Below are 20,783 nucleotides of genomic sequence, written 5' to 3' on the forward strand. Positions count from 1 at the left end.
TCAAGCTGATTGAACGTCACTGGGATGGCATCGCGGCACACTGTGATCCCCGCAACAAAGTCTCCCTAGGATTCGTTGAGGGTCTGAATAACAAGATCCGGGTGATTCAAAGAAGAGCGTATGGGTTGCGGGATGAAGAGTATCTGCGGCTAAAGATCCTAACGTGCATGCTGCCGGAGATCTCATGACACAGAATGGGATACTCGCAGGACGCTTTGCCAAACGAACCTTCCACCGCAGGGGGCGCGAGCTGGAGGCTCGCCGCACGCCCCCCGCTAGTTCTAGCTCGAGGCGCCGCCCCAAAATGGTCGAAAATCACCCACACAAGTACGCGAAGAGGCTAAATAATATACACTCTGCGAGGTCACACCGGGAGGTCAGACGGCTCTCACGGAGGCACAGAGACACGGAGAAAAAGCATTCGAAGCCCGTTTCACTCACGGGGGCAGCGGTTCGAGCATGCTTCGCCATCTTCGTGTCTCCGTGAGATACCATGCCATTTCTGTCTCATCATTTGATTCGAAGGTTAGGATCACGAACCCTTGAGGATGACATCATTACTCAGTCCGCGAGGTTTTCAAGCGGGCTCAACGTTTTGCCCATTTGGGGGTGGGTTGACCGGCTGGAATCTCAAGCTTCCATTGCGGCGTTTTAGGCGTGCAAGTTGTTGGTTTCCGGGGGGCGAGGTTTTGAGAAATGTTCAGACCTTTTGAACTTTCTGGTCGAAGAGCCTGTTCCTTCGTGAGAGTTCGAGGTTTTGAGGGCGCCTTCAAGCGTCCATAGGTTCTGTCCTGTCCAAGCCTTGATGAGGGCAGTTTCCTGGCGTTTGTAGCGCACGATGTGCCTTTTTGAGCTCTTGCCGTCGCCCTGATTCACTCCGTGACTCGCGGGTGGTGGGGTGAGATCCCGGAACCATGGTCGGACCAAGGTTGAATCGAGGCGGCGATTTCGCTATAGCCACTGATCAGAATGACCGCGAACGCCTTTCCAGAGGAGCTTTTGGCTTGCCGTGAGCGTCTCCTGCACGAGGGGTTGGACCCTTGCCGCGCCGGCAGTATCTCCACGCGTGAGGAGGATTCGGACGTTTGGTGGTTCTTGGCCATGCATGGCGACCAGGTCCTGAACGGGCGAGTGTTGGTGGAACATCGCGGTTCCGATTCGGTGCACGCCCGGTCTGTCGTGGAGGATGGACGAAGTCATCAGGCGTTTTACTCGGCGTTTCCGGCGATTCAAGCCGTCGCGCACTTTCACTCCGCTGCGGCGGTGGCCTGGAGCCAGTCCGGGAGGGACTTGCCCTGTTTTGGCACGACGCAATGCCACGAGTTTCATGGTTTGATTCCGTGTGCGAGGCAGGAGCGCGGGCTTGGGCAGGGCGCTTCGATGGTGGAAGCGATTCTTCGGCGCGAATGGGATCCGGCCAGGCATCCGGGTTTGTTGGCGTGCGGGGATGGACCGTGGGTTTGGGGAAGTGGAGTGGAGGATTTAGTGCGGCGGGCCAAGACCTTGGAGTTCTCGGCCCGAGCGGCGCTCGATACCCTGACCTTGAATCCGAACGCGACGCCGATAAGTCCACACGATTCCTAGTCCCGCCTTTGTCGAAGGCGACTGGACCGGCGACGGAACATCGTTGAGTTGTCCCGATGCGGGTTCCACAACTCACCCCTGTGGTTCAACCTGCAAACGGCAATGGGTCAGCATCGATCTCTCGCAAGGTCCGGGCGGCCATGGAAAGTCCGACGCGTCCGCCGGTCAAGCGGAGGGCCTTTTGATTCGCGCAAAGGCCTCCAGCGCCACTTCACGGGCGATAGCGTGGCTGACGACGGGTTCCGGATAGGTGCGGCCCAGCTCGACGCCGGCAGCGCGGAGGGTCTCCAGGGGTGCTTTGTCTGGCTGATGAATCCAATCCGGCGGCAGCTTCCCCAGTTCGGGACACCAGCGGCGGACGTAATCGCCGTGCGGGTCGAATTTCTCGCCCTGGCTGACGGGATTGAATACGCGGAAGTAAGGCGCGGCGTCCGCCCCGCAGCCTGCCGTCCACTGCCAGCCCAGAGTGTTCTGAGCGAGGTCGGCATCCACGAGGGTATCCCAAAACCACCGTGCGCCTTCCTGCCAGTCAATCAACAGGTCCTTCACGAGAAGGCTGGCGACAATCATCCGCACGCGATTGTGCATCCAGCCGGTCGCCCACAACTCGCGCATCCCGGCGTCCACGATGGGAAAGCCCGTGCGACCTCGTTGCCACGCCTTGAGCCAGGCCGCGTCCTTGCGCCACGGGAACTTCTTGAAATCGCCGCGCAACGGCTCGGTCGGCGTGTGTGGAAAATGGTAGAGCAAGTGGTGGGCAAATTCGCGCCAGCCGACTTCGGCGAGGAATTGCGATGAGCGCCAGGCGCCGATGGGCAGCCCACGTCTCGACGCCATGTGTGCGAGACCATGCCAGATTTGGCGCGGACTGATTTCACCGAAGTGCAAGTGGGGTGAGAGGCGCGACGTGCCGGTCAGGTCAGGTCGGTTGCGCTGGTCGGAGTAGTGGTCGAACGCTTGTGCCAGAAACTTCCTCACGTTGTCTGCTGCGCCCGCCTCACCTGGTTGCCAGGCGGCTCGAAATCCCTCGGCCCACTTGATGCTTGGTTCGAGTTGCAGCTCATCAAGCGCGAGCGACTTCGGCCACTTGGCTGACACGGGCAGAGTTCGCGGCGCGGGCAGTGGCTCGGCGGGATCGGGCTTTGTCAGGCCATGCCGCCAGAATGGCGTGAAGACCTGGAACGGTTTGCCGCTCTGGTTTTGAATCGTCCACGGTTCGTGCAACAGCGCGGCATTGAAACTTTCGACGGCCAATCCCTCCTGGCGCAATGCCTCCTGTACTTTGGCATCGCGAGCGATGACAGCGGGTTCGTAGCGGCAATTCCAAAACACCGCCGACGCGCCAGTTTCCTTCACCAGCGCCCGCAGGGTTTCGAGCGCCGGCCCGCGCCGGATGATCAGCCGCGAGCCGAGGGCGCGCAATTGCCCATCCAGCGCCGCCAGCGATTGATGCAGCCACCACTTCGAAGCGCCACCCGGCGACCAAGGGGCTTCCTCCTCCATCGACCCGATGAATACCGGCAGGACCGCCCCGCCGCGCTCAAGTGCCGCTCGCAAAGCGGGATTATCCGACAGGCGCAGGTCCAACCTGAACCAGTGAATCGAAGGCGTGTTCATGCAGTTTGATCTGATTGGCTCAGCATCTGTCCGAAGGCGGAATCAAGTTGCGGGAACCGGAATGCGAACCCGTTTTCGATCAGCCGCGCCGGCCGCACCCGCGCGCTCGCCAGCAAAGCTTCCCGGCCCATCTCGCCGAAAACCCACTTCACCGCGATCGTCGGCACAGACACCAACGCGGGCCTTCGCATCGCCCGGGCGAGCGCTTTCGTGAAGTGGGCGTTCGTGACCGCCTCGGGCGACACCGCGTTCACAGCGCCGCTGACGCTGTCGTTGTTCATCGTCCATTCGACCACGCGCAGCAAATCATCGAGCGTAATCCAACTCCAATACTGCCGGCCATCGCCCAACCGTCCGCCCAACCCAAGTCGAAATGCGGGCAACATCTTGGCCAGCGCGCCGCCGTGGCGGGCCAGCACAATGCCGAGCCGCACATGCACGACACGAATGCCACGCTGCCGGGCTGCGTCCGCCGCCGCTTCCCAGGCCTGGCAAACCTCGGGAAGAAAACCCGAGCCCGGCCCGCTGCGCTCGTCAAGAACTTTGTCGCCCCGGTCGCCGTAAAACCCTGTCGCCGAGGCGCAGACCAAGACCTGCGGCGGTTGAGGTAGCCGGGTCAGGGCCTCGCAGAGCAGCCGCGTCGCGTCTACGCGGCTGCTTCGGATGCGGGCCTTGGCCGAGCGTGTCCAGCGTTGCGCGATGTTCTCGCCCGCCAGATGCACGACGGCGTCGAGTGCGCCGGCGGGTTCGAGATGGACTTGGCCGGTGTCTGGATTCCACGTTGGTCCAGCGTGATCACCACTGCCAGCGCGACGCAGCGTCACCACGCGATGGCCGTTCTTCGCCAACCGCGAAGCCAGCACACGGCCGATGAAGCCGCTTGCACCGGTGACCAGAGTGTTCATGCGCACCTTCCGGCGCGTGAGGTCGCCTTGATCCGGTTCACCTCCAACTGGGATGGCCCGGCCTGCTTCTCTGAAATCAGGAAGCCCACCGTGGTGACTTTCGCCAGGTCGAGCGGCGGTTGGCCACGAAAAACATCCACACCAGGGGTCGCACTGAAGCGGTTTGAGGAAACGCCACCCAACACGCCGTCGTTGACGATTTGCCGGGCGGGATGATGGGTCGCGGTCTGGAACTCGAAGAGGATTGTTTCGGCGTCGTCAGCTTTCATGGTGATGGCAAGGCACGCCCACGCAAACGCGGCGTTGCGCCGCAATCGGGGGGCAGTCGGAAGTCATCTGCAGTTCAGAACATCAGGAATTCAATCGCCACAGCGTGAAGTTCAGCACGGCGGCAAAACTCACCCACGCCAGGTAGGGCACGAGCAGCCACGCAGCAACACGGCTCACCGGACGGAACGCGAGCAACGTCGCGCCGATGGTCAGCCAGAGAAGCACGATTTCCGCGAAGGCCACCCCCGGCCAATGCAGACCAAAGAACAGCGGCGTCCAGGCGGCGTTGAGCGCGAGTTGTGCGAGGAACAGCGTCAGTGGCCGGCGTTGGGCGGTGAAGCCGCCCTGCCGCCACACCCGCCAGGCTGCCACCGCCATCATCGTGTAGAGCGCTGTCCACACCGGGCCAAAAATCCAGCCGGGCGGATTCCATGCTGGCTTTTTGATCGAAGCATACCACTCCCCCGGCATAAAGAACGCGCCGAGGGATGAGGCGCTGAAACACAGCATCAGCCAGACCGCCAAGGCGAGAACCGCCTTCGATCTCAAGGGAGAAGTTGTCCCCGCTTCGGCACGTTTCAGGCTGGCCGCCGCGCTGGAGGAAGGATTCATGATTCAGCGGTCCAGGGATGATTTGTGAAACCCAATGAAATCTCAAGCGGCGCCGGCTTTTCGCAAGCGCGGAAAAAACATGCCGCTGCGCCGGAAATAATCTCGATAGGCCTCACCGAAGGCCGCTTCCGCTTCGGCTTCCTCGGCTCGGGCGAGCCGATAATAGATCCAGAGCAGCACCGGCAACATCAGCAGCGTGGGCAGGGTGGGCCAGTTCAATACGCTGCCCAGCAGGAAGAGAAAGAAGCCGGTATATTGCGGATGACGCACGAAGCGATACAGCCCGCTCGTCACCAGGAAGCCATGCCCGCGATGAATCTGTCTCCAGCCCACGAGCGCCAGCGCAGCACCGCAAAGAATGAGCAACTGACCTCCAACATCGAACACGATGGCTCCGGTGTCGCCCCAGCCCAGCAGAAAAGCCCAGGCGTGACCGTGAAAATGATCCTGCGCGAATTCCGTGCGCCCGGTCAGCCACGCCACCAGATACATCGTCAATGGCAGGCCATACATTTCGGCGTAGAGTGCGATGATGAAGGCTTGGGCCACGCCTGCGGAGCGCCATTCGGATCTTCGCCGCGGGCGGAGAATGCCGTAGAGAAAGACGGTCAGGATCAGAATGTAAGCCGCCACGAGCGGCCATTGATGATAATCTACGCGGAACATGTTTCGTTTCACTTCCAAGTAACACGGGAAGCCCCCACCGAGTCAATCGGTTGAAATCACTCGCCGTGAATGGAGTCGCCATGTCGATTCATGAGAAACGGCTCACCAGCCATACTGATCGAAGTAATCCGGAGCGATACGCTGGGCCGGCGAATCGTCGCCGAGCGAAAACGAGAATCGGATGGGCGCCTCCGTTGGTTTTGGAAATCCGCGATCAAATGGGGCAGCGTCCGCCGTGCCCTGATCGATCGTCCTGAGGATCTCAGCCTGCACCCGTTTACCACCCGCGGCTTCCTCCTGTTCAGCGAGCGACTCCGCGGGGGCTTTCTTACGAACTCGACGGGAAACGATTTCGCGGAACCACAAACTCTGATTGAATCTCGCGCATGAGCGCTTCGGAGCAAAAGGTGCTGATCGTGGGCGGCGGACTGGCGGGTCTGGCTTGTGCCCTCCGCCTGCATGAAGCCGGCGCCCGTCCCGTCCTTTTCGAGGGAAGCGACGGCGTCGGCGGACGGGTGAGAACTGATGCGTTGGACGGATTTTTACTGGACCGCGGGTTCCAGGTGTTTCTCGACGCTTACCCGGAAGCGGGCGGTCTCCTCGACAAGGATAAGCTTGATCTGCGGGCCTTCAGACCGGGTGCGCTGATCTACCGGACTTCCGGCATGCTTCGGATGATGGATGTCTTTCGCGAACCCCGTCACCTCCTTGAATCCGCGCTGGCGCCGGTGGGTTCGATTGCGGACAAACTCCGAGTGGCCAGACTGAGGTGGCGCTTGATTCGGCTCACCATCGGAGAAATCGCCCGGCACGAAGACATGACCACGGAGAGTTATCTCCGGCGCGCCGGATTCTCATCATCCCTGATCGATGGATTCTTCCGTTCTTTTTACGGGGGCATTTTCCTCGAACGAGAACTCCAGACCTCAAGCCGGATGTTTGAATTCACCTTCAAGATGTTCTCGCAGGGAAGCGCCACTCTGCCATCAAGAGGGATGGGAGAAATTCCCCGCCAACTGGCTTCCCGGCTCTCTCCGGGCACGATCCGACTCGGCGCACGGGTCACGCAAGTCCAGCCGGGAAGCATCACCCTTGAGTCCGGCGAGCAAGTCCATGGCGATGCGGTGGTCGTGGCCACGGATGCGACGACCGCGGCGGGATGGGTCCCTAGCGGAGGGGTGGCCGAACCGGTTTGGCGGTCCGTGACCTGCCTGTATTTCGCCGCCGCTCGATCGCCGCTGCGCGAGTCGATCATCGCCCTCAATGGCACCGGCTGCGGCCTAGTGAACAATGTCTGCGTCCCCTCCGATCTCGCGCCGGACTATGCGCCGCCCGGGCGGGCGCTCGTCTCGGTGAGCGTTCTGGGAACGGTGGATTCAACCGACCTGGAAGCGCGGGTTTTGGCCGAGCTTGAGGCGTGGTTCGGCGGCGCGGTTCGCGAATGGCGTCATCTCCGCACCTATCGGATCGAGCGTGCGCTTCCCCGGCAGGCGCCCGGCACCGGATTCACCGGGCCGGGTTTTCGCCAGGAAGTCGGCGTTTACCTCTGCGGCGATCATCTTTGGAGCGCATCCATCGAAGGCGCGATCAGCTCGGGTCTGAGGACTGCGGATGCTCTCTTGAAGTCATCATGAAACCCCCAATGCCCTCGATCTTCCACGCCAGCACCCCGCTTCGCGCCAGCGTGGAGACCATGTTCAGATTTCACAGCGATCCGGGCAACCTGACGGAAGTCATGCCCCCAACGCTGAAGCTGGTGAGCCTGAAAACGGATGGCCCGGCCCTGGAGGGGCGCCTGATCGAACTTCACTGCCGCGATTGGTGGGTGATCCCGATGCACTGGACCTGTCGGTGGAAAACCGTGCAAGCACCCGATCTGCTGGTGGATGAGATCGTGGAAGGTCCCTTCACCTTGTTCGTTCACGAGCACCGCTTCGAGAGAAGAGGACCCGACGAATGCGTCATGCATGACAAAGTCACCTATCAATGGGGCCGCGCCTGGTGGGGCCGCCTCGTTTCCGAGACCGGCGTGAGATTCTATCTGACGTTGCTTTTCAAATACCGCCATTACCGCACCCGGAAATGGGCGATGACGGCGTGACGTCGGCGGTCTCAGCCTGCCGGCGCAACTTGCGTGGCCCATCCGGCGGCGCTTAAGAGTCGCCCGCCTCGATGCACTCGAAAAGCTGCCGACTCGTCTCGCGCGGGGGCGGTCCATGCGGCTTGGAATCGCGAGCCTTAGCCCGGATAGTTCATCCTGAGCTTGAATCCGCGACAGTGTGCCGCGTGAGGGCACGCGGCCTACAATCGCGCCTGCCTCTGTGTTTGGAGGCCCGGTGTCCTCGCCGGGCGTCCCGTGCATGAAATAGGCGGGTTAGGCTGTCCGCAGCCCAAGCATCCGCCAATTGCGAGTTCCTGTTCCGATAGAGGTCATGGCAGTTGCCATTCAAAGTCAGAAATGAAGTTGTGGCCGCACCGCCCTCATACCATGAGAGCTTGGGTTTGCCCGAATACGCCCAGTGTCATCGCTCAAGCGGAAGGCGGGAAAACCCAGAGGGCCGGGCGGCCGACGTTGCAATGCACGGCGCGGCCCAAAAACGTCAGCGTTGCCCACGAGTAGTAGAGGTTGCTGCGCGCGAGAGGGCCAGGAATGAGTCCTGGCCGCGGCTTCTCAAACTGCCGCAGCCGCGACGCCGCTGACGGAATTGGGTAGAAAATGGTCTGCACGGCGGAGCTCGCACTGCCGTCCTCGCCGACCAAGCCGGGAAAGCGATTAATCCAACGACGCGGGTCGCAGCCGGAATCGGCGGCGGCGCGGTCGGCGCCGAACACGGCATTGCGACTGAGCGCCGGCAGTAGCAGCAGCCCGCCAAAGGCCCAAAGCGTCATCCAACAGGCGTGGCCGAACAACGCCTCGATGGTTGTACGCTCGGCCAACTTGAGGGAAAGTGAGCCGACCAAACCGCCGATGAGATTCCACCCAAGGATCAGAGCCAAAGAGCGGAAGGGCAGCCCGGTTTGCAGCTGCCACTCGCGCCGACTCGATTCCGCAGCCAGTTCCTCCTTCGGCAATGCAGCCAGCCAACTCGCAGGCAGCATACTCTGGGCGCGGTGACCCAAGCCCACGATCCCCCCGGTGAACGCCGGGTCCTGTGCGCTTGCCTTAAGAATGGTTCCGGCACGATGCGGAATTTCCTGCGTCGACACGCCGGCCACGGCGTGGAGGAGATGTCGTCGGCCGAGGGCCAGCCCCACCGTCGCCAGCAGGATGGATGGACCGAACCCGCCGGTCAGCCGATGACTGGCGTGGCTCAGAATTCCTACCCCAGCCAATACCAGCGTGTGAACCAGCGCGCCGCGCGACCAGGAACGGAGAAAGGTCGTCAGCGAGGGCCGAGGGTTCGGCATCAGCACAGCGCCTCCGATAAGATCGAACATCGCCTGCACCACCAGGGCGCCCACCAAGACAAGACCAAGTCTTCGAACGTCGAAGCCGCTGGTCTCGCCCTTCGACAGCCAGTCAAGCCCGACGGCACTGGCCAACACCCAGAAGCCGACATTGATGATGCCGAGCCACAGCCGGTGCCGAGCCAACCGCAGGAGCTCCGGTGTCATCGGGTCGCCGCCTTCATCCAACCGAACTCCAGTTGGAATGGACCTGACTGCTGATCCGCGATCAAAACACCCAGCGAGGTGATCTCGGCGGCGCTCAGCGGCGGCACGCCGGTCAGCACGCGGCCTCGAAACGTCGGCACGAAGTCTTTGAAAGCCAGCCGGTGCTCTTCCCACTCGCCGCGCTTCGTCATGAACTCGGCCTGATAATTTGGAGCGTTGAAACCAGACTGAGTCCGGACGGTGAACTTGTAGCGCTTTCCATCACCGCGCACGCGAAGCACGAAGGCTTTGCAGCCGCTGAGACTTTCGCGCAACACGGATGAACGCACAGAGGCAAATCCACCGTTGTTCTCCAGCGAGACCACACCGCTGAAAAGCGCGCCGCCGTTGGTCAGGACTTGAAACTGGCTTGTGGAGATCCCGCCCATCACGTCATCGTTCACGACCTGCCAGCCAGGGGAGTTTGTGCCCGCCCGGAAGTCGAACAGGATTCGTTCCGAAGCGGCGTCGGCTTTCATGGTGATGGCCAGGCACGCAGCGAACAACGCGACGGCATCTCGGCATATATTGGCAATTGAAGTCATAGAGCGTTTCTCGTTTCCCTTAAGCAGGCCAAGGAACCTGCGCCGGTGACCTTCCACCTCGCCGAGGATGACCATGCTTTGTTTTCATGATGTAGTAAGTGTAGACGGACAAACGCCAAACTCCAAACCGGTGGGTGCGATTTATCAAGCGGTGACCGCACGCTGGTGGGTCAGAATACCGCCAGACAGGGGTGGGTATTCCGCATCCGATCGAACAGGGCCGGGCTTGCCTGGAGGAGCGTGTCCTTGATTTTGATCCGGACGCCGCCCGCGACCAGAAGCATCAGGGCAAGGCCGCCCGCCGCCGCGCGCCCCATCCAAGGCTGGCTCAGACCAGCCAGAAGACCGGCGGCAGCGCACAACGGCAATCCTCCGATCAGCCTGTGCTGCGAACCAAAGCGGTAGCGGACCCATTCCTGTTTCAGTGGGTTGGAGAGAAAGCACGCCGCGCCGTATCCGAGGAAGGAAACGGCCGAGCCAGGAATGAAAGCAACGTTCAACACGGGCAGGTTCAGAAACCACTTTGGCGGAGCAAACTTCGCTGCCGCAGAACCTCCAGATCACCGTTTCGCCGTCATCCGCGAAGAAGCCGACCGTTGAGGGCCGCGATGATCAGGCAGAGCGCCAGCAGGATCAGCGAGGGCAGCATCTTGAACATCGGATTCTTCACCTGCAGGTGCATGATCAACGCACAGGCCATCAACCCGGCGATGACCAGGGCGCCCAGGATCGCCAGGGGTGCGCGTTGAATCCCCAGCAGCAACAGCAATGAAGAAGTCAGTTTGAGGATTCCCACCAAATCGCGCAGCCACTCCGGCAGCCCATACTGCTTGAACTCGACCATGATGTTGTCGTAGCGCACCACCCAGACGAAGAAGATCGAGGCAGCCACCATTGCTTGCAGGCAGATTGTCAAATCATGCATGCGCGGAGGTTAGGAGGATTTGCTCGGAGAGACCACGATAGAGTTCAAACCGGTTCTTAACATCATGAGGACAGGTTCTGTGAAATCGTATCTTGTGCGGACACGGCCTGGCCACCGGATCGGTTCAGGAGAATCCAAGGAGCAAACAAGCGCCGCGAATGCTCCACGCGGCCGTTCGCCACCAATTGCTCGAAACGAGCCGGCGATGCGTCTCGGCGTCGAATCCGGCGGAAAGCTTTTCGTGGAGGGGAATTTGAACCCGCCAGGTCGCCAGCCAATTGAACGCGAGAGGCACGAAACTCACCATCAGCCAGGGCTCTCGCTGACCGGCCAGAAAAAGGAGCCCGGCCGTGAGGAGTTCCGCTGACATCAGCGGTGCGACAACCCGGGTGATTCGCCGCGTATGTTCGGCGTGGTAGCCGCGAAATGCATCGGTCCCGATTTTTCCGAAAAGCGGATAATGGACGAGCTGCACCGTCCAGATCAATCCAACGAGCGCCCAGGTCGCAGCCGCATGAAGGACGAGTAACGCGTTCATGCCGAAGGGGAACTCCGGCAAAGCGCGGCGTAATCGGGCCGCTCCGCGGCGTTGGAGTGCTTGAACCGCATCACGACGCGCCCATCACGGACGAGGAAGACACCCGGCATCTGCAGGCCGTCGCCCTCAAGTTTTCCGATGCGATGGCCGGAAAAAAATGCCTTGGCCCCGCGCACCCAGACCTTCCATCCGAGAAGTTGCGAAAGCGTTCCTCTTCGCAGGCCAAGCCCCCGGTAGAGGCGCCGCGCGGGGTCGGAAACGGAAGGCACATCTTCGAGACCGTATTCCCTGGCGAACGCCGCCAATGATTCCGGCGTGCCCATGTGAACCAGCGCGATTTTCGTGCCGGCGGCCTCGATTTCGCGGCGGCTGGCCGCGATGTCCGCGAGCGCCTCGCGACAAAAGGTGCAGCCCGCGTGCCGCAAGAACACGACCAGCAAGGGCTGACGTTTGGAGAGGTCCGCCAGGCTCGCACCACCCTCCGTGCGTGCCTCGGCGAGGAGTGTGGATTCATCAGAAACAGATTCTCCATCCCCGGCATGCAGGTGCTGCTCCCACGCGTGCTTCAAAATGAGCGCAAACGGGATCCACCAAATGAGATCATTCGTCACGCAGTTCAGCGCAAAACCCCAGGGCAGCGCTCCGGTCCAGAGCGCTTGCGCCATCCCGAGCGGCCCGAGAACTTTTCCCAGGAAGCCGACCAGCACGACCGGCCAATGCCGTGCCGGGTCGAGTGCGGCGATCGCGTAGCCGATTCCATAGACCCCGACAATCATCCCGATGCATTGCCAGAGCTGCGGGTAATTCGGCAACGGCATCTCGAGCCACCGGAACATGGCTGATGGGAAGAGCACGGCGAATGCGCCCCACAGGACGTTGTACACACCTGCCGCGAGCAGGACGTTGCGCATCCAGCGCGGGGCAGAGCTTCTCAAATGCGCCCCATTCATGAAGGTGAAACGAAGAGTTTCCCCGGCACGGATGCGGGAATCGAACCCAAGGTCCTCCGAAGACGGGATCGACTCCGGCATGCCTGGCTGCAATACTTGACTTCATCCCACACGCGCTCCCATTTCTTGCGCCAGAGGAAAGGGCGTCCGCAGGCAGCGCAGACCTTCTCCGGAAGGTGTTGTTTCTTAACGCCTCTCATGGTTCGGGATGGTCTTTGCGGGGGAGGGATTCGAGGTAGGCATTCCGCGGGGCGGGTTTGACCTCGAGCCCTTCCGTGGCGAGCATGGTGCGGACGCGAACGCTGCTGGCGGCGATGAGTTCGGGGATGAGCGGCGCTTCGGGCAGATTCTTCCAATACCTCTTTGGCATCTCTTGCTGCATCATTTTCACCTTCAGACGCGCGGGATTGAAAATGCTCTTGAAATACGTGCGCCAGAGGTCCTCGAGCGCGTCTTCATTCGGTGCGGCGCTGGGCGGGACGCCGGGGGTAAAATGCAGCCGTTCGCCGTCCCAGTGCGCACATTCGACCGGCGTCAGGATGCTCCAATCCATCCCCGCGAAACGTTTTTCAAAAAACGGCGCGGCCAGTCGCACGATACGATGTTCTGGCTCGAACCAGGCTACGAACTGCTCGCGCCCCGTTGCCTCGTCCTTGCCGGTGAGCCGGAAGCGCACGAAGGCGTGCATCTTGTGAATCGCGCGGCTCACCGCCTGGCGCCACTGTTCGGCGAGGCGCACGTCGGCGTCGGTCGGCACGTTGAGCAGGGCGCGTTCGCCCCCGTGCGTCATGCGCCAGAGCAGGCGATAGAGCAATCCCCAGCGGCGCTCGTCGGTGTGCGCCGCCACGGTGCGAGCGAGCTCCATGAAGGCCGCGGAAACTCGCGGCGTGGGAGAGACCGCCGCGGGCGGCGGCGAGGATTCCGCGGGGAAGAGCGAAGGTTCGTCACTGGCGTCGAACCACAGCACGGCATCGGGCGGCACACGCCGCACCAGCAGCGCGCGGGCTTCTTCCCGCCAGGATTCCAACGTGGGCTTGATGCGCGCGGTGTGCATGGTGCGTCAAAGTTCTCCAGTGAGGACTGATGCGTTGTCGGCGGCGGTCGGCGGCGGCCCGGCGAGGCTCAACTCCATCTGCTGCGGCGGCGGGAGGAATCGCTGACGCAGTGAGTCGCCGTCGAGGTCGAGGTGCGCGGGCGTGTGGTCGGCGGCGATGATGAATGGCAGCACCTTTTTCATGGGCACGCGCAGGCGCAGCAGGTCCACGAGACGCAGGCGGCAGTGACGGCGGGCGGCGAGGATGCGGTCCACATTGCGCGCGCCGAGGCCGGGCACGCGCAGCAGAGTTTCGCGCGGAGCGCGATTGATGTCGGCGGGGAATTGCGCGCGGTTGCGCAAAGCCCACGAGAGCTTTGGATCGAGTGCGAGGTCGAGATGCGGGGCGTCGGGCGTGACGATTTCTCCGACCTTGAAATCGTAAAAGCGCAGCAGCCAATCGGCCTGATAAAGACGGTGTTCGCGCACGAGCGGCGGCGGCTTGATCGGCAAGACTTTGGACGGCTCGGGGATGGGGCTGAAGCCCGAGTAGTAAACGCGGCGGAGTCGGTAGCCGGTATAGAGCGCGTCGGCGCGCTGAAGGATGTCCGCGTCGGTGGATTCATCCGCGCCCACGAGCATCTGCGTGCTTTGGCCCGTGGCAAAAGGCGGGGGCTTTGGCGCTTCAGGTTTTCGTTTGTCGGCAAGACGTTCTTCAATTTTCCCGTGGATATGGCCCATCGCCGCCTGCGTACGGGCGAGATTCTTTTCCGGCGCCAGACGGGTGAGGCCTGCTTGCGTGGGCAACTCGATGTTGATGCTGATGCGGTCGGCGTAGCGTCCCGCGCGTTCGATGAGCGCGGGCGAGGCTTCCGGAATGGTCTTGAGGTGGATGTAGCCGCGAAAGAGATGTTCCTCGCGCAGCTTGCGGGCGACCTCGATGACCAACTCCATCGTGTGGTCGGCGCTCTGGATGATGCCGCTGCTGAGGAACAGGCCCTCGATGTAATTGCGTTTGTAGAAATCGAGCGTGAGTTGCACCACTTCTTCCGGCGTGAAGCGGGCGCGCTGCACGTTGCTGCTGCGGCGGTTGATGCAGTAGTGGCAGTCGTAGAGACAGGCATTGGTGAGCAGCACCTTGAGCAGCGAGATGCAGCGCCCATCCGGCGCGTAGCTGTGGCAAATGCCCGCGCCGCCGGTGCTGCCCACGCCCTGGCTGCCGCGCGAATCTTTCCGCGCGGCGCCGCTGCTGGCGCACGAGGCGTCGTATTTCGCGGCATCAGCGAGGATTTCGAGTTTGCGCTGCAGGTCCATGATCTCTCAATCAGGCAAGGCTCCCCAGGTGGGCAGAACGATGCAACCCTCGGTGGCGTCGCCGAACTCCTCAAACTTTCCTTGAGCGAAACAGATCGCGGCATGGGCGCAGAGCGTGGCGTCGAGGTAGTCAATCGAAGTCGGTTGATCCAGCTCATAGCCGAGTCTCTGGATGAGGTGGCGACGGTCATGCCGCTTGTCTTTGGCGCTGAGCACCTGGCCGCGCAGGGCGCAGGCGATGCCATGGGGGAAGGTTTCGATCAGTCGCATGGGCCGGTTGCGGACCTGCGCTCGAAGAGCCCGCCACAATGATTCCCCATTGAACATCCAGTCGTAGTGCTGCTTCTGGTTGGCGAGGGCTCGCGCGCGGGTCGGCGTGTAGAAGGATTGAATGCCGCGATGCGTTTTCAGGTCGCGCTCCGCCTGGCGAGATCGGCCGGTGGGCGAAACGCGCGGACAAGCCCAGCTACACGGCGCATCAATCGCCACCACCCCGGCGAGAGCGCAGAGAAATCGAACCTCGTTGGGCGTCTCGCGATGAAAACATTTCGCGGAGTTTCCGTCGAGCATCACGATGTGAAACCCCTTCTTCTCCGCCCCGACATCCACGCCTGCGACCCTCATGGTGGCGCCTCCCGAAGCGCGAAGATTTCCACCTCGACGTGCTTGGCTGCGAGCAGCGAGCAGGGTTCGCCCTTCAAATCAAAGCCAGCGAGCCTCGCGGGTTCAGTGCTGAGGGCTTCCGCCTCGGTTGCGGCGTAGCGATAGGGCTCATGATGGACGCGGCCCGTGTAGATTCGGCCCTCGCTGTCGGCGGTGAACAGGGCGTAGCGTTCGAGGAGGAAAAACTCGAGACTGCCAGGAACGGCGATCTGCATGTCGCCGGGTCCGGTCCAGCAATATCGTGCTTCGGGCGAGCCGCGACGCTGGCAGTGGTAGTCAATCACCCCGTGATACCGCCGGGCATTCATGCAGGCGTGAAAATACGGCAAGCGAAAGAACCGCCGGGCGATTTGCACCGCGACGGGCTGGTTGCAGTCCAGCGAGTAAAACCACACACCGGGTCGGCCCTGTTCGTCGTGGACGTACGTGCGCACGTTCAATTCCAGAAACCACGACAACCACGGCAGCGGCGGCAGAAAGGCCGGGCGGATGCGCCCCATGAAAAAGGGGACGATGCCGATGTAAGCGCGGCCTTCGTGGGTATCGCAATGCAAGCCTGCGGGCAAGGTCGCCTGCACGGAAGCAGGATCGACCTGCCAATGAGCGAAGAGCAAATCACTCCAACGCTGATGACCCACGGAACAACCCGCCGGGCGCTGTCGCACCGCTTCGCGCTGCTCGTGGGTCGGCGGGGTCATTTATTCGAGCGCTTGCAGCACGAGGTCCAGATGCTCCGCGGGTTGCACTTTGCGCAGCACGGCTTTCACTTTGCCGTCCGGGCCGATGATGACGGTGCTGCGCTCCGTGCCCATGTATTTCTTGCCATACATGGATTTCTCCACCCACACGCCGTAGGCTTGGACGATTTCCTTCGCCTCATCGCTGATGAGCGGGAAGGGCAGGCTCTGCCTCTTGATGAAGCTGGCGTGGCTCTTGGGCGAGTCCACGCTGACGCCGAAGACGGCGGCTTTCTGCTGGATGCGGCTCCAGCCATCGCGCAGGGCGCAGGCTTGGACGGTGCAGCCGGGGGTGTTGTCCTTGGGATAGAAATAGAGCACCACCGTCTGTCCTTTGAGATCAGTGAGGGAGACGGTCGCGCCTTCTTGGTAGCTGCCCCCGATGACGGGGGCTTTGAAGGCGGGGGCTTTTTTTCCGGTGAGTTCTGTGACGTCTTTCATGGTGGATGGATGTGGTCTGTGTGATTGGATTGCGACGAAATGATCTTCCGCGCCGCAGCCCGGCCCGCGAGCCAGGCGTCTTCGACGCGGGAGGCGGCGAGGGCGTCGCCGGCGAAGGAGCAGCGTTCCGGAAGCGTGGGCGCGGCGTGGGACTGAGCGACGCGCGCGTAGCGCCAACGGTGACCCAGTGCGGCAAGGAGGTTCTCGGAAGCAAGACCCCAGCGTCGTTCCACCATGCTGCGCACGAGACCCGGGTAGTCCGTGGGCGGCGACTCCAGATGCCTGCGGCTGAAGGCTTCGCTCATCTGCGCCACCATGACGGTGCAGCCCGCTCCGATGCGTCCGGCCTTGTGGTTTTCGCAGGCGGACCAGGCAAGGTCTGACGAGTGATCGCTCAAGGCATAAGCCTCGCGGCAAAGGCCGGTGGGTTCGCCGCGATACGCGAGCAGCACCGTGAGGCAGGGGATGTATTCCGCCGGGATCGTCTGGCCAAAGAGGGCGGCGGTCTGCGGCAGCGGCGCGGTGCTGATCACGTGATCGTATTCCGATCGTAACGCGCGGGCATCGGTCACCGTGGTCTCCGTGCGCAGGTTGAGACCTGAGGCCAGGCTGCGCACGACGCGGCTATTCCCCTCGCGATGGTAATAACGGCCCGTATCCGGCAGCGGCGCGCCGTGTTCATCCAGCACCGGCGCGGTGATTCGGCAGAGCGCTTCACCGCAAGCTTGCTGCACGGCGGCAGAGAACTCCGGATGCCGCAAGGTGAAATACTGCGCGCCATGGTCCACGATGTGTCCTTCCCAGCGTTTGGTGGCGCAGCGTCCCCCCCAGCCGCGGGATTTCTCGAGCAGCGTCACCTCGTGCCCTTGGTCTGCGAGCAGGCGGCCGGCGCTGACGCCGGCCATGCCTGCTCCGATGATGGCAATGCGCAGGCTCATGTGGCGGCGGGGATGGCAGCGCGAAGGCGGTCCGCTTGGTCCGTGATTTCGCGGCGTTGGGCGGGGGTGAGGCGCGCGGCGTTGCGGACCTGCATGACGGTGCGCGGGTTCTTGCCGAGCATGGTTTCGTGGCGCAGGAGGAAGTCCCAGTAGAGCGTGGTGAACGGACACGCCTTCGGTCCGGTGCGCTGCGCGGGGTCGTAACGGCAGCCCGCGCAGAAGTTGCTCATGCGCTGAAGGTATTTGCCGCTGGCGATGTAGGGCTTGCTGGCCATGACGCCGCCGTCGGCGTATTGAGACATGCCCAGCGTGTTGGGCAATTCCACCCACTCCACGGCATCCACATAGACGGCCAGATACCATTCATGCACGCGCTGCGGATGAGCCCCCCACAGCAGGGCAAAGAGGCCTGTAACCATGAGCCGCTGGATGTGGTGCGCGTAGCCATAACGCAGCGTCTGGCCGATGGCATCGCGCAAGCACGCCATGTCCGTCTCGCCGGTCCAATAGAATGCCGGCAGCGGATGATGGGCGTTGAGCGCGTTCCGCTCCAGATAGCCGGGCATGTGCAGCCAGTAGATGCCGCGCACGTATTCGCGCCATCCGAGGATTTGCCGGATCAATCCCTCGACGTCGGCGAGGGGTGCACGTCCTTTGCGAAAGGCTTTTTCCGCGGCGGCGATGACGCGACGCGGGTCGAGGAGTTTCAGGTTCATGGCCGCGCTGAGACGCGAGTGATACAGCCACGGCTCGCTGGTCCACATCGCGTCCTGCCAGCGACCGAACTCCGGCAAACGGTGTTTGATGAAGTCTTGCAGCGCCAACTCCGCATCGGCCGTTGTCACTGGCCAATCGAAGTCGTCCAACTTGCCGGGATGCCGGGCGAACCTTTTGTTCACCAAGTCCAGCACTTCGCGCGTGACCGCGTCGGGTTCGAAACGCCTTGGCTGTGGCCGGAGGGTGTCCGGCCCGTTTTTACCGAAGGACTCGCGGTTTTCCGAGTCGAAGTTCCACGCGCCACCTTCCGGTTCATCGCCGTCCATCAACACCCGATGTCGGCGGCGCAGTTCGCGGTAGAAGAACTCCATGCGCAGTTGTTTTCGCCCCCGCGCGTGTTGGGCGAACTCCTCGGTTGAACAAAAGAAGTGCCGGTCGGGGCGGACTTCGAAATCTACGCCCAGCGCACGCGCCGTGCTTTCAAGGCTCGACTGCACGCGCCACTCGCCAGGTTGGACCCAGATCAGGCCTTGCGGGCGGAGGCCGCTGGTCGCGGCGGTCAATTCGCCACACAAGTTGCCGCTGTTCGGGGCGTCCTGGAGTTGGCGGTAGTGAACCGTTACACCCCGGCTGCGGAGCGTATCGCGAAAATGACGCATGGCGCTCAAGAACATCGCGACGCGCGACTTGTGCGACCAGACGCGGGTGCTTTCCTCGGCGACTTCCGCCATCCACACCGCGTCGCACGCCGGGTTGAAACCGTCAAAGGCGGCCGAGTCCTGGTTCAACTGGTCGCCGAGCACCAGCACCAGGTGACGTGGGCGGGTTTGGGGATGAAAGTTCATGCGGGCGGTCGCAAGTCGCACCCATGCGCTTCGCGTGGACGTTCACGGAGCGCTTCGGAAGGGTGGTCACGGATTCCGCACGTATCTGAGCCGCGCCCATCCGCGTTGTCGATGATGATTCGCGCGCCGTGCCTGGAAGTGAAATACGAGTAGGCCGTTTGAATGAGCACGGTGTGCTTGTTGTCGAAGCCGATCAAGAAAAGCAAGTTTTCGAAGAGCGGCGCTCCGGGGGAAAAAGAGAACGGCGGCGGATGAAGGAGCGCATCCTGCCTGTCACCTCAGTGCTACGGATTACCGGCCGACCCTCCTGGACTTCACCCCTTTTGGCTTGCCCCAACCCAGCGATGAATCGCCGGGATGTATTCAGGTAATAAAGTTGGAAACTCAAACCAAAGCTAAGTCGTTGATTTCCAAGTAGCGTCATTATGGCGCAGAGGGAATAAAGTTGGAAACTGAAGGGCAGTCTTGGGCGCAAGAGGAGGGGAGGCCAGATAATAAAGATGGAAACTGAGGCCCAAGCGCTCCGGCATCCGGCGAACCGGCAGGAAGCACAGCACCGTGGGGAGCAGCCGGGATCGGCGGTTGGGTAGATGGAAAGAGTATCGGCTACACCGACGAAAGCAGTCCGATTGAGATCGGGATTCGCTCAAGGCTCCCATCACCGCCATCCAGCGGCAACTGTCGTCGGGGTATTGCCGGTCGCGGGCTATTGTCTTGCTGTTGCCAACGTGCACAAGCAGTCTGAATTAGTTTATCTGCAAGTGGCCGACTTTGAGTCACCATTTCTGAGGTTGCCGGAGAGCGCGTGGCTTTGTTCGAACGAACTGGCCTTCGCGGTCTTTGACGGTTTTCCGGTTTCCGCTGGCCACGCTCTCGTTATCACGAAGCGAGTCGTGGAGACTTGGTTCAACGCCAGCCCTGACGAGCAAAGGGCCGTTATGGAGTTGGTGAACCGGACCAAGGAGATCCTGGATGCTCGGTTGAAGCCTCCCCCGGACGGCTACAATGTCGGATTCAACGCGGGCCGATCCGCGGGCCAGACTGTTCCTCACCTCCACGTTCATGTGATTCCGCGTTACGACGGAGACGTGGCTGATCCGCGAGGAGGGGTCCGTCATGTGATTCCAGGGAAAGCGAATTACCTGAAGAGTTCAGCGAACGCGGAGGGGCCCATCGCACTCCATCTGTCTGCTGGGCACCCGAAGGATCCCATTTGGCCCCGGATCGAACCACGTCTGCAGGGAGCAACCGAGGTCGATATTCTAGCTTCGTTCATTTAACCGTCGGGGCTCGACTTGATCCAGTCTGCGCTCTTTTTGGCGTTGAGAGGTGGGGCTCGGGCGCGGATTCTGGTTGGCGATTACCTGTATATCACCGCCCCGGAGGCCCTGCGACGTCTGCTGCTGTGGATGGACTTGGCGAAAGAGGAATGCACCAGCGGCCACTTCGAGGTCCGTCTCGCCGAGATCAATCTGCTGCAAGCTCACCCGGAGTCGTTCCACCCGAAAGCTTGGCGTATAGCCGATCAAGCGGGCGGCCTCGTGGTTGTTGGGAGCAGCAATATCTCGAAGCCGGCCCTGGAAACCGGAATCGAGTGGAATCTGATCGGGAACATTGCTCCCAAGGAAAGACTCCATGCGGAGGTGCTGGACGCTTTTGCTGCATTGTGGGAGCAGTCCACTCTTCTGACCGACGTAGTTGTTGAGCGATACGCCGAATCGGCGGCGCGGTCACGGAAGCTCCTTCTTCAACCTGAGGCACAGGATGTTCTGGAGGAGCCGAAGAGCCCGAGGCCCTGGCAAAAGAATGCCTTGGACTCCCTGACCCAG

Annotated in this window: 25 protein-coding genes; 6 read left to right on the top strand and 19 right to left on the bottom strand. The window is 62.0% G+C overall.

The features are described from left to right. The coding region (locus FJ404_16235; protein ID MBM3824407.1) for a transposase at nt 1-188 on the top strand (188 nt) is incomplete at its 5' end. Between the two features lie 781 nt (nt 189-969). Then, nucleotides 970-1,584: a hypothetical protein gene (locus tag FJ404_16240; GenBank protein ID MBM3824408.1), complete on the top strand. Its 615-nt coding sequence runs from the start codon at nt 970-972 to the stop codon at nt 1,582-1,584. A 165-nt stretch (nt 1,585-1,749) separates the two neighbouring features. Here the strand turns inward: FJ404_16240 and FJ404_16245 are convergent, their stop codons facing one another. The 5 genes from FJ404_16245 to FJ404_16265 form a co-directional block, all read right to left on the bottom strand. Beyond that, on the bottom strand, nt 1,750-3,201 hold the full coding sequence (locus tag FJ404_16245) for a deoxyribodipyrimidine photo-lyase (GenBank protein MBM3824409.1): 1,452 nt from the start codon (nt 3,199-3,201) through the stop codon (nt 1,750-1,752). Further along, nucleotides 3,198-4,106 carry a TIGR01777 family protein gene (locus tag FJ404_16250; GenBank protein ID MBM3824410.1) on the bottom strand — a complete coding sequence of 303 codons (909 nt, stop codon included), beginning with the start codon at nt 4,104-4,106 and terminating at the stop codon, nt 3,198-3,200. Before FJ404_16250 ends, FJ404_16245 begins: the two co-directional genes overlap by 4 nt. Next, a complete protein-coding gene (locus FJ404_16255) occupies nt 4,103-4,375 on the bottom strand; it encodes a hypothetical protein (GenBank protein MBM3824411.1) in 273 nt (90 codons plus the stop codon). Before FJ404_16255 ends, FJ404_16250 begins: the two co-directional genes overlap by 4 nt. Nucleotides 4,376-4,457: 82 nt before the next feature. Next, nucleotides 4,458-4,886 carry a tryptophan-rich sensory protein gene (locus FJ404_16260; GenBank protein ID MBM3824412.1) on the bottom strand — a complete coding sequence of 143 codons (429 nt, stop codon included), beginning with the start codon at nt 4,884-4,886 and terminating at the stop codon, nt 4,458-4,460. A 144-nt stretch (nt 4,887-5,030) separates the two neighbouring features. Further along, nucleotides 5,031-5,654, bottom strand: a complete 624-nt coding sequence (locus FJ404_16265) for an isoprenylcysteine carboxyl methyltransferase (GenBank protein ID MBM3824413.1) — start codon at nt 5,652-5,654, stop codon at nt 5,031-5,033. A gap of 386 nt (nt 5,655-6,040) precedes the next feature. On the opposite strand from FJ404_16265, the gene FJ404_16270 reads away from it, so the two are divergent. Further along, nucleotides 6,041-7,288 carry an FAD-dependent oxidoreductase gene (locus tag FJ404_16270; protein ID MBM3824414.1) on the top strand — a complete coding sequence of 416 codons (1,248 nt, stop codon included), beginning with the start codon at nt 6,041-6,043 and terminating at the stop codon, nt 7,286-7,288. Beyond that, the gene (locus tag FJ404_16275) at nt 7,285-7,755 is read left to right on the top strand and encodes a hypothetical protein (GenBank protein MBM3824415.1); all 471 of its coding nucleotides are present in this window, start codon (nt 7,285-7,287) and stop codon (nt 7,753-7,755) included. The genes FJ404_16270 and FJ404_16275 overlap by 4 nt, the downstream gene beginning before the upstream one ends. 428 nt (nt 7,756-8,183) lie before the next feature. Here FJ404_16275 and FJ404_16280 read toward each other — a convergent pair whose 3' ends face one another. The 14 genes from FJ404_16280 to FJ404_16345 form a co-directional block, all read right to left on the bottom strand. Further along, nucleotides 8,184-9,269, bottom strand: coding sequence for a hypothetical protein (locus FJ404_16280; protein ID MBM3824416.1), 1,086 nt, complete (start codon nt 9,267-9,269; stop codon nt 8,184-8,186). Next, on the bottom strand, nt 9,266-9,928 hold the full coding sequence (locus FJ404_16285) for a CIA30 family protein (protein ID MBM3824417.1): 663 nt from the start codon (nt 9,926-9,928) through the stop codon (nt 9,266-9,268). The genes FJ404_16280 and FJ404_16285 overlap by 4 nt, the downstream gene beginning before the upstream one ends. Nucleotides 9,929-10,023: 95 nt before the next feature. Beyond that, entirely contained in the window at nt 10,024-10,368 is a 345-nt protein-coding gene (locus tag FJ404_16290; GenBank protein MBM3824418.1) for a hypothetical protein, read from the bottom strand. 59 nt (nt 10,369-10,427) lie between these two features. Continuing rightward, nucleotides 10,428-10,778, bottom strand: coding sequence for a hypothetical protein (locus FJ404_16295; protein ID MBM3824419.1), 351 nt, complete (start codon nt 10,776-10,778; stop codon nt 10,428-10,430). A 124-nt stretch (nt 10,779-10,902) separates the two neighbouring features. Continuing rightward, nucleotides 10,903-11,316, bottom strand: coding sequence for a hypothetical protein (locus FJ404_16300; protein MBM3824420.1), 414 nt, complete (start codon nt 11,314-11,316; stop codon nt 10,903-10,905). Next, on the bottom strand, nt 11,313-12,347 hold the full coding sequence (locus FJ404_16305; GenBank protein MBM3824421.1) for an AhpC/TSA family protein: 1,035 nt from the start codon (nt 12,345-12,347) through the stop codon (nt 11,313-11,315). The genes FJ404_16300 and FJ404_16305 overlap by 4 nt, the downstream gene beginning before the upstream one ends. After that, nucleotides 12,263-12,466 (bottom strand): DUF2256 domain-containing protein, encoded by a 204-nt coding sequence (locus FJ404_16310; GenBank protein MBM3824422.1) that lies wholly within the window; start codon nt 12,464-12,466, stop codon nt 12,263-12,265. Before FJ404_16310 ends, FJ404_16305 begins: the two co-directional genes overlap by 85 nt. After that, nucleotides 12,463-13,320, bottom strand: coding sequence for a DNA metabolism protein (locus FJ404_16315; GenBank protein MBM3824423.1), 858 nt, complete (start codon nt 13,318-13,320; stop codon nt 12,463-12,465). The genes FJ404_16310 and FJ404_16315 overlap by 4 nt, the downstream gene beginning before the upstream one ends. A gap of 6 nt (nt 13,321-13,326) precedes the next feature. Further along, nucleotides 13,327-14,613, bottom strand: coding sequence for a putative DNA modification/repair radical SAM protein (locus FJ404_16320; GenBank protein MBM3824424.1), 1,287 nt, complete (start codon nt 14,611-14,613; stop codon nt 13,327-13,329). Between the two features lie 6 nt (nt 14,614-14,619). Beyond that, nucleotides 14,620-15,237, bottom strand: coding sequence for a DUF429 domain-containing protein (locus FJ404_16325; GenBank protein MBM3824425.1), 618 nt, complete (start codon nt 15,235-15,237; stop codon nt 14,620-14,622). Beyond that, nucleotides 15,234-15,974: a DUF2071 domain-containing protein gene (locus FJ404_16330; protein ID MBM3824426.1), complete on the bottom strand. Its 741-nt coding sequence runs from the start codon at nt 15,972-15,974 to the stop codon at nt 15,234-15,236. The genes FJ404_16325 and FJ404_16330 overlap by 4 nt, the downstream gene beginning before the upstream one ends. Beyond that, entirely contained in the window at nt 15,975-16,454 is a 480-nt protein-coding gene (locus FJ404_16335; protein ID MBM3824427.1) for a peroxiredoxin, read from the bottom strand. Next, nucleotides 16,451-17,392 carry an FAD-dependent oxidoreductase gene (locus tag FJ404_16340; protein MBM3824428.1) on the bottom strand — a complete coding sequence of 314 codons (942 nt, stop codon included), beginning with the start codon at nt 17,390-17,392 and terminating at the stop codon, nt 16,451-16,453. The genes FJ404_16335 and FJ404_16340 overlap by 4 nt, the downstream gene beginning before the upstream one ends. After that, nucleotides 17,389-18,954, bottom strand: a complete 1,566-nt coding sequence (locus FJ404_16345; GenBank protein ID MBM3824429.1) for a cryptochrome/photolyase family protein — start codon at nt 18,952-18,954, stop codon at nt 17,389-17,391. The genes FJ404_16340 and FJ404_16345 overlap by 4 nt, the downstream gene beginning before the upstream one ends. A gap of 590 nt (nt 18,955-19,544) precedes the next feature. On the opposite strand from FJ404_16345, the gene FJ404_16350 reads away from it, so the two are divergent. Then, the gene (locus tag FJ404_16350) at nt 19,545-20,234 is read left to right on the top strand and encodes an HIT domain-containing protein (GenBank protein ID MBM3824430.1); all 690 of its coding nucleotides are present in this window, start codon (nt 19,545-19,547) and stop codon (nt 20,232-20,234) included. Nucleotides 20,235-20,249: 15 nt separating this feature from the next. Continuing rightward, on the top strand, nt 20,250-20,783 hold a 534-nt coding region (locus FJ404_16355; protein MBM3824431.1), incomplete at its 3' end, for a type III restriction endonuclease subunit R.

The organism is Verrucomicrobiota bacterium (assembly GCA_016871495.1).
Taxonomy (GTDB): Bacteria; Verrucomicrobiota; Verrucomicrobiia; order Limisphaerales; family VHDF01; genus VHDF01.

What these genes read in the sequence shown, in the direction of transcription:
- FJ404_16240 (MBM3824408.1), top strand. Translation starts at nt 970, where the DNA reads ATGACCGCGAACGCCTTTCCAGAGGAGCTTTTGGCTTGCCGTGAGCGT.
- FJ404_16245 (MBM3824409.1), bottom strand. Translation starts at nt 3,201, where the DNA reads ATGAACACGCCTTCGATTCACTGGTTCAGGTTGGACCTGCGCCTGTCG.
- FJ404_16250 (MBM3824410.1), bottom strand. Translation starts at nt 4,106, where the DNA reads ATGAACACTCTGGTCACCGGTGCAAGCGGCTTCATCGGCCGTGTGCTG.
- FJ404_16255 (MBM3824411.1), bottom strand. Translation starts at nt 4,375, where the DNA reads ATGAAAGCTGACGACGCCGAAACAATCCTCTTCGAGTTCCAGACCGCG.
- FJ404_16260 (MBM3824412.1), bottom strand. Translation starts at nt 4,886, where the DNA reads ATGCTGTGTTTCAGCGCCTCATCCCTCGGCGCGTTCTTTATGCCGGGG.
- FJ404_16265 (MBM3824413.1), bottom strand. Translation starts at nt 5,654, where the DNA reads ATGTTCCGCGTAGATTATCATCAATGGCCGCTCGTGGCGGCTTACATT.
- FJ404_16270 (MBM3824414.1), top strand. Translation starts at nt 6,041, where the DNA reads ATGAGCGCTTCGGAGCAAAAGGTGCTGATCGTGGGCGGCGGACTGGCG.
- FJ404_16275 (MBM3824415.1), top strand. Translation starts at nt 7,285, where the DNA reads ATGAAACCCCCAATGCCCTCGATCTTCCACGCCAGCACCCCGCTTCGC.
- FJ404_16280 (MBM3824416.1), bottom strand. Translation starts at nt 9,269, where the DNA reads ATGACACCGGAGCTCCTGCGGTTGGCTCGGCACCGGCTGTGGCTCGGC.
- FJ404_16285 (MBM3824417.1), bottom strand. Translation starts at nt 9,928, where the DNA reads ATGGTCATCCTCGGCGAGGTGGAAGGTCACCGGCGCAGGTTCCTTGGC.
- FJ404_16295 (MBM3824419.1), bottom strand. Translation starts at nt 10,778, where the DNA reads ATGCATGATTTGACAATCTGCCTGCAAGCAATGGTGGCTGCCTCGATC.
- FJ404_16300 (MBM3824420.1), bottom strand. Translation starts at nt 11,316, where the DNA reads ATGAACGCGTTACTCGTCCTTCATGCGGCTGCGACCTGGGCGCTCGTT.
- FJ404_16305 (MBM3824421.1), bottom strand. Translation starts at nt 12,347, where the DNA reads ATGCCGGAGTCGATCCCGTCTTCGGAGGACCTTGGGTTCGATTCCCGC.
- FJ404_16310 (MBM3824422.1), bottom strand. Translation starts at nt 12,466, where the DNA reads ATGAGAGGCGTTAAGAAACAACACCTTCCGGAGAAGGTCTGCGCTGCC.
- FJ404_16315 (MBM3824423.1), bottom strand. Translation starts at nt 13,320, where the DNA reads ATGCACACCGCGCGCATCAAGCCCACGTTGGAATCCTGGCGGGAAGAA.
- FJ404_16320 (MBM3824424.1), bottom strand. Translation starts at nt 14,613, where the DNA reads ATGGACCTGCAGCGCAAACTCGAAATCCTCGCTGATGCCGCGAAATAC.
- FJ404_16325 (MBM3824425.1), bottom strand. Translation starts at nt 15,237, where the DNA reads ATGAGGGTCGCAGGCGTGGATGTCGGGGCGGAGAAGAAGGGGTTTCAC.
- FJ404_16330 (MBM3824426.1), bottom strand. Translation starts at nt 15,974, where the DNA reads ATGACCCCGCCGACCCACGAGCAGCGCGAAGCGGTGCGACAGCGCCCG.
- FJ404_16335 (MBM3824427.1), bottom strand. Translation starts at nt 16,454, where the DNA reads ATGAAAGACGTCACAGAACTCACCGGAAAAAAAGCCCCCGCCTTCAAA.
- FJ404_16340 (MBM3824428.1), bottom strand. Translation starts at nt 17,392, where the DNA reads ATGAGCCTGCGCATTGCCATCATCGGAGCAGGCATGGCCGGCGTCAGC.
- FJ404_16345 (MBM3824429.1), bottom strand. Translation starts at nt 18,954, where the DNA reads ATGAACTTTCATCCCCAAACCCGCCCACGTCACCTGGTGCTGGTGCTC.
- FJ404_16350 (MBM3824430.1), top strand. Translation starts at nt 19,545, where the DNA reads ATGGAAAGAGTATCGGCTACACCGACGAAAGCAGTCCGATTGAGATCG.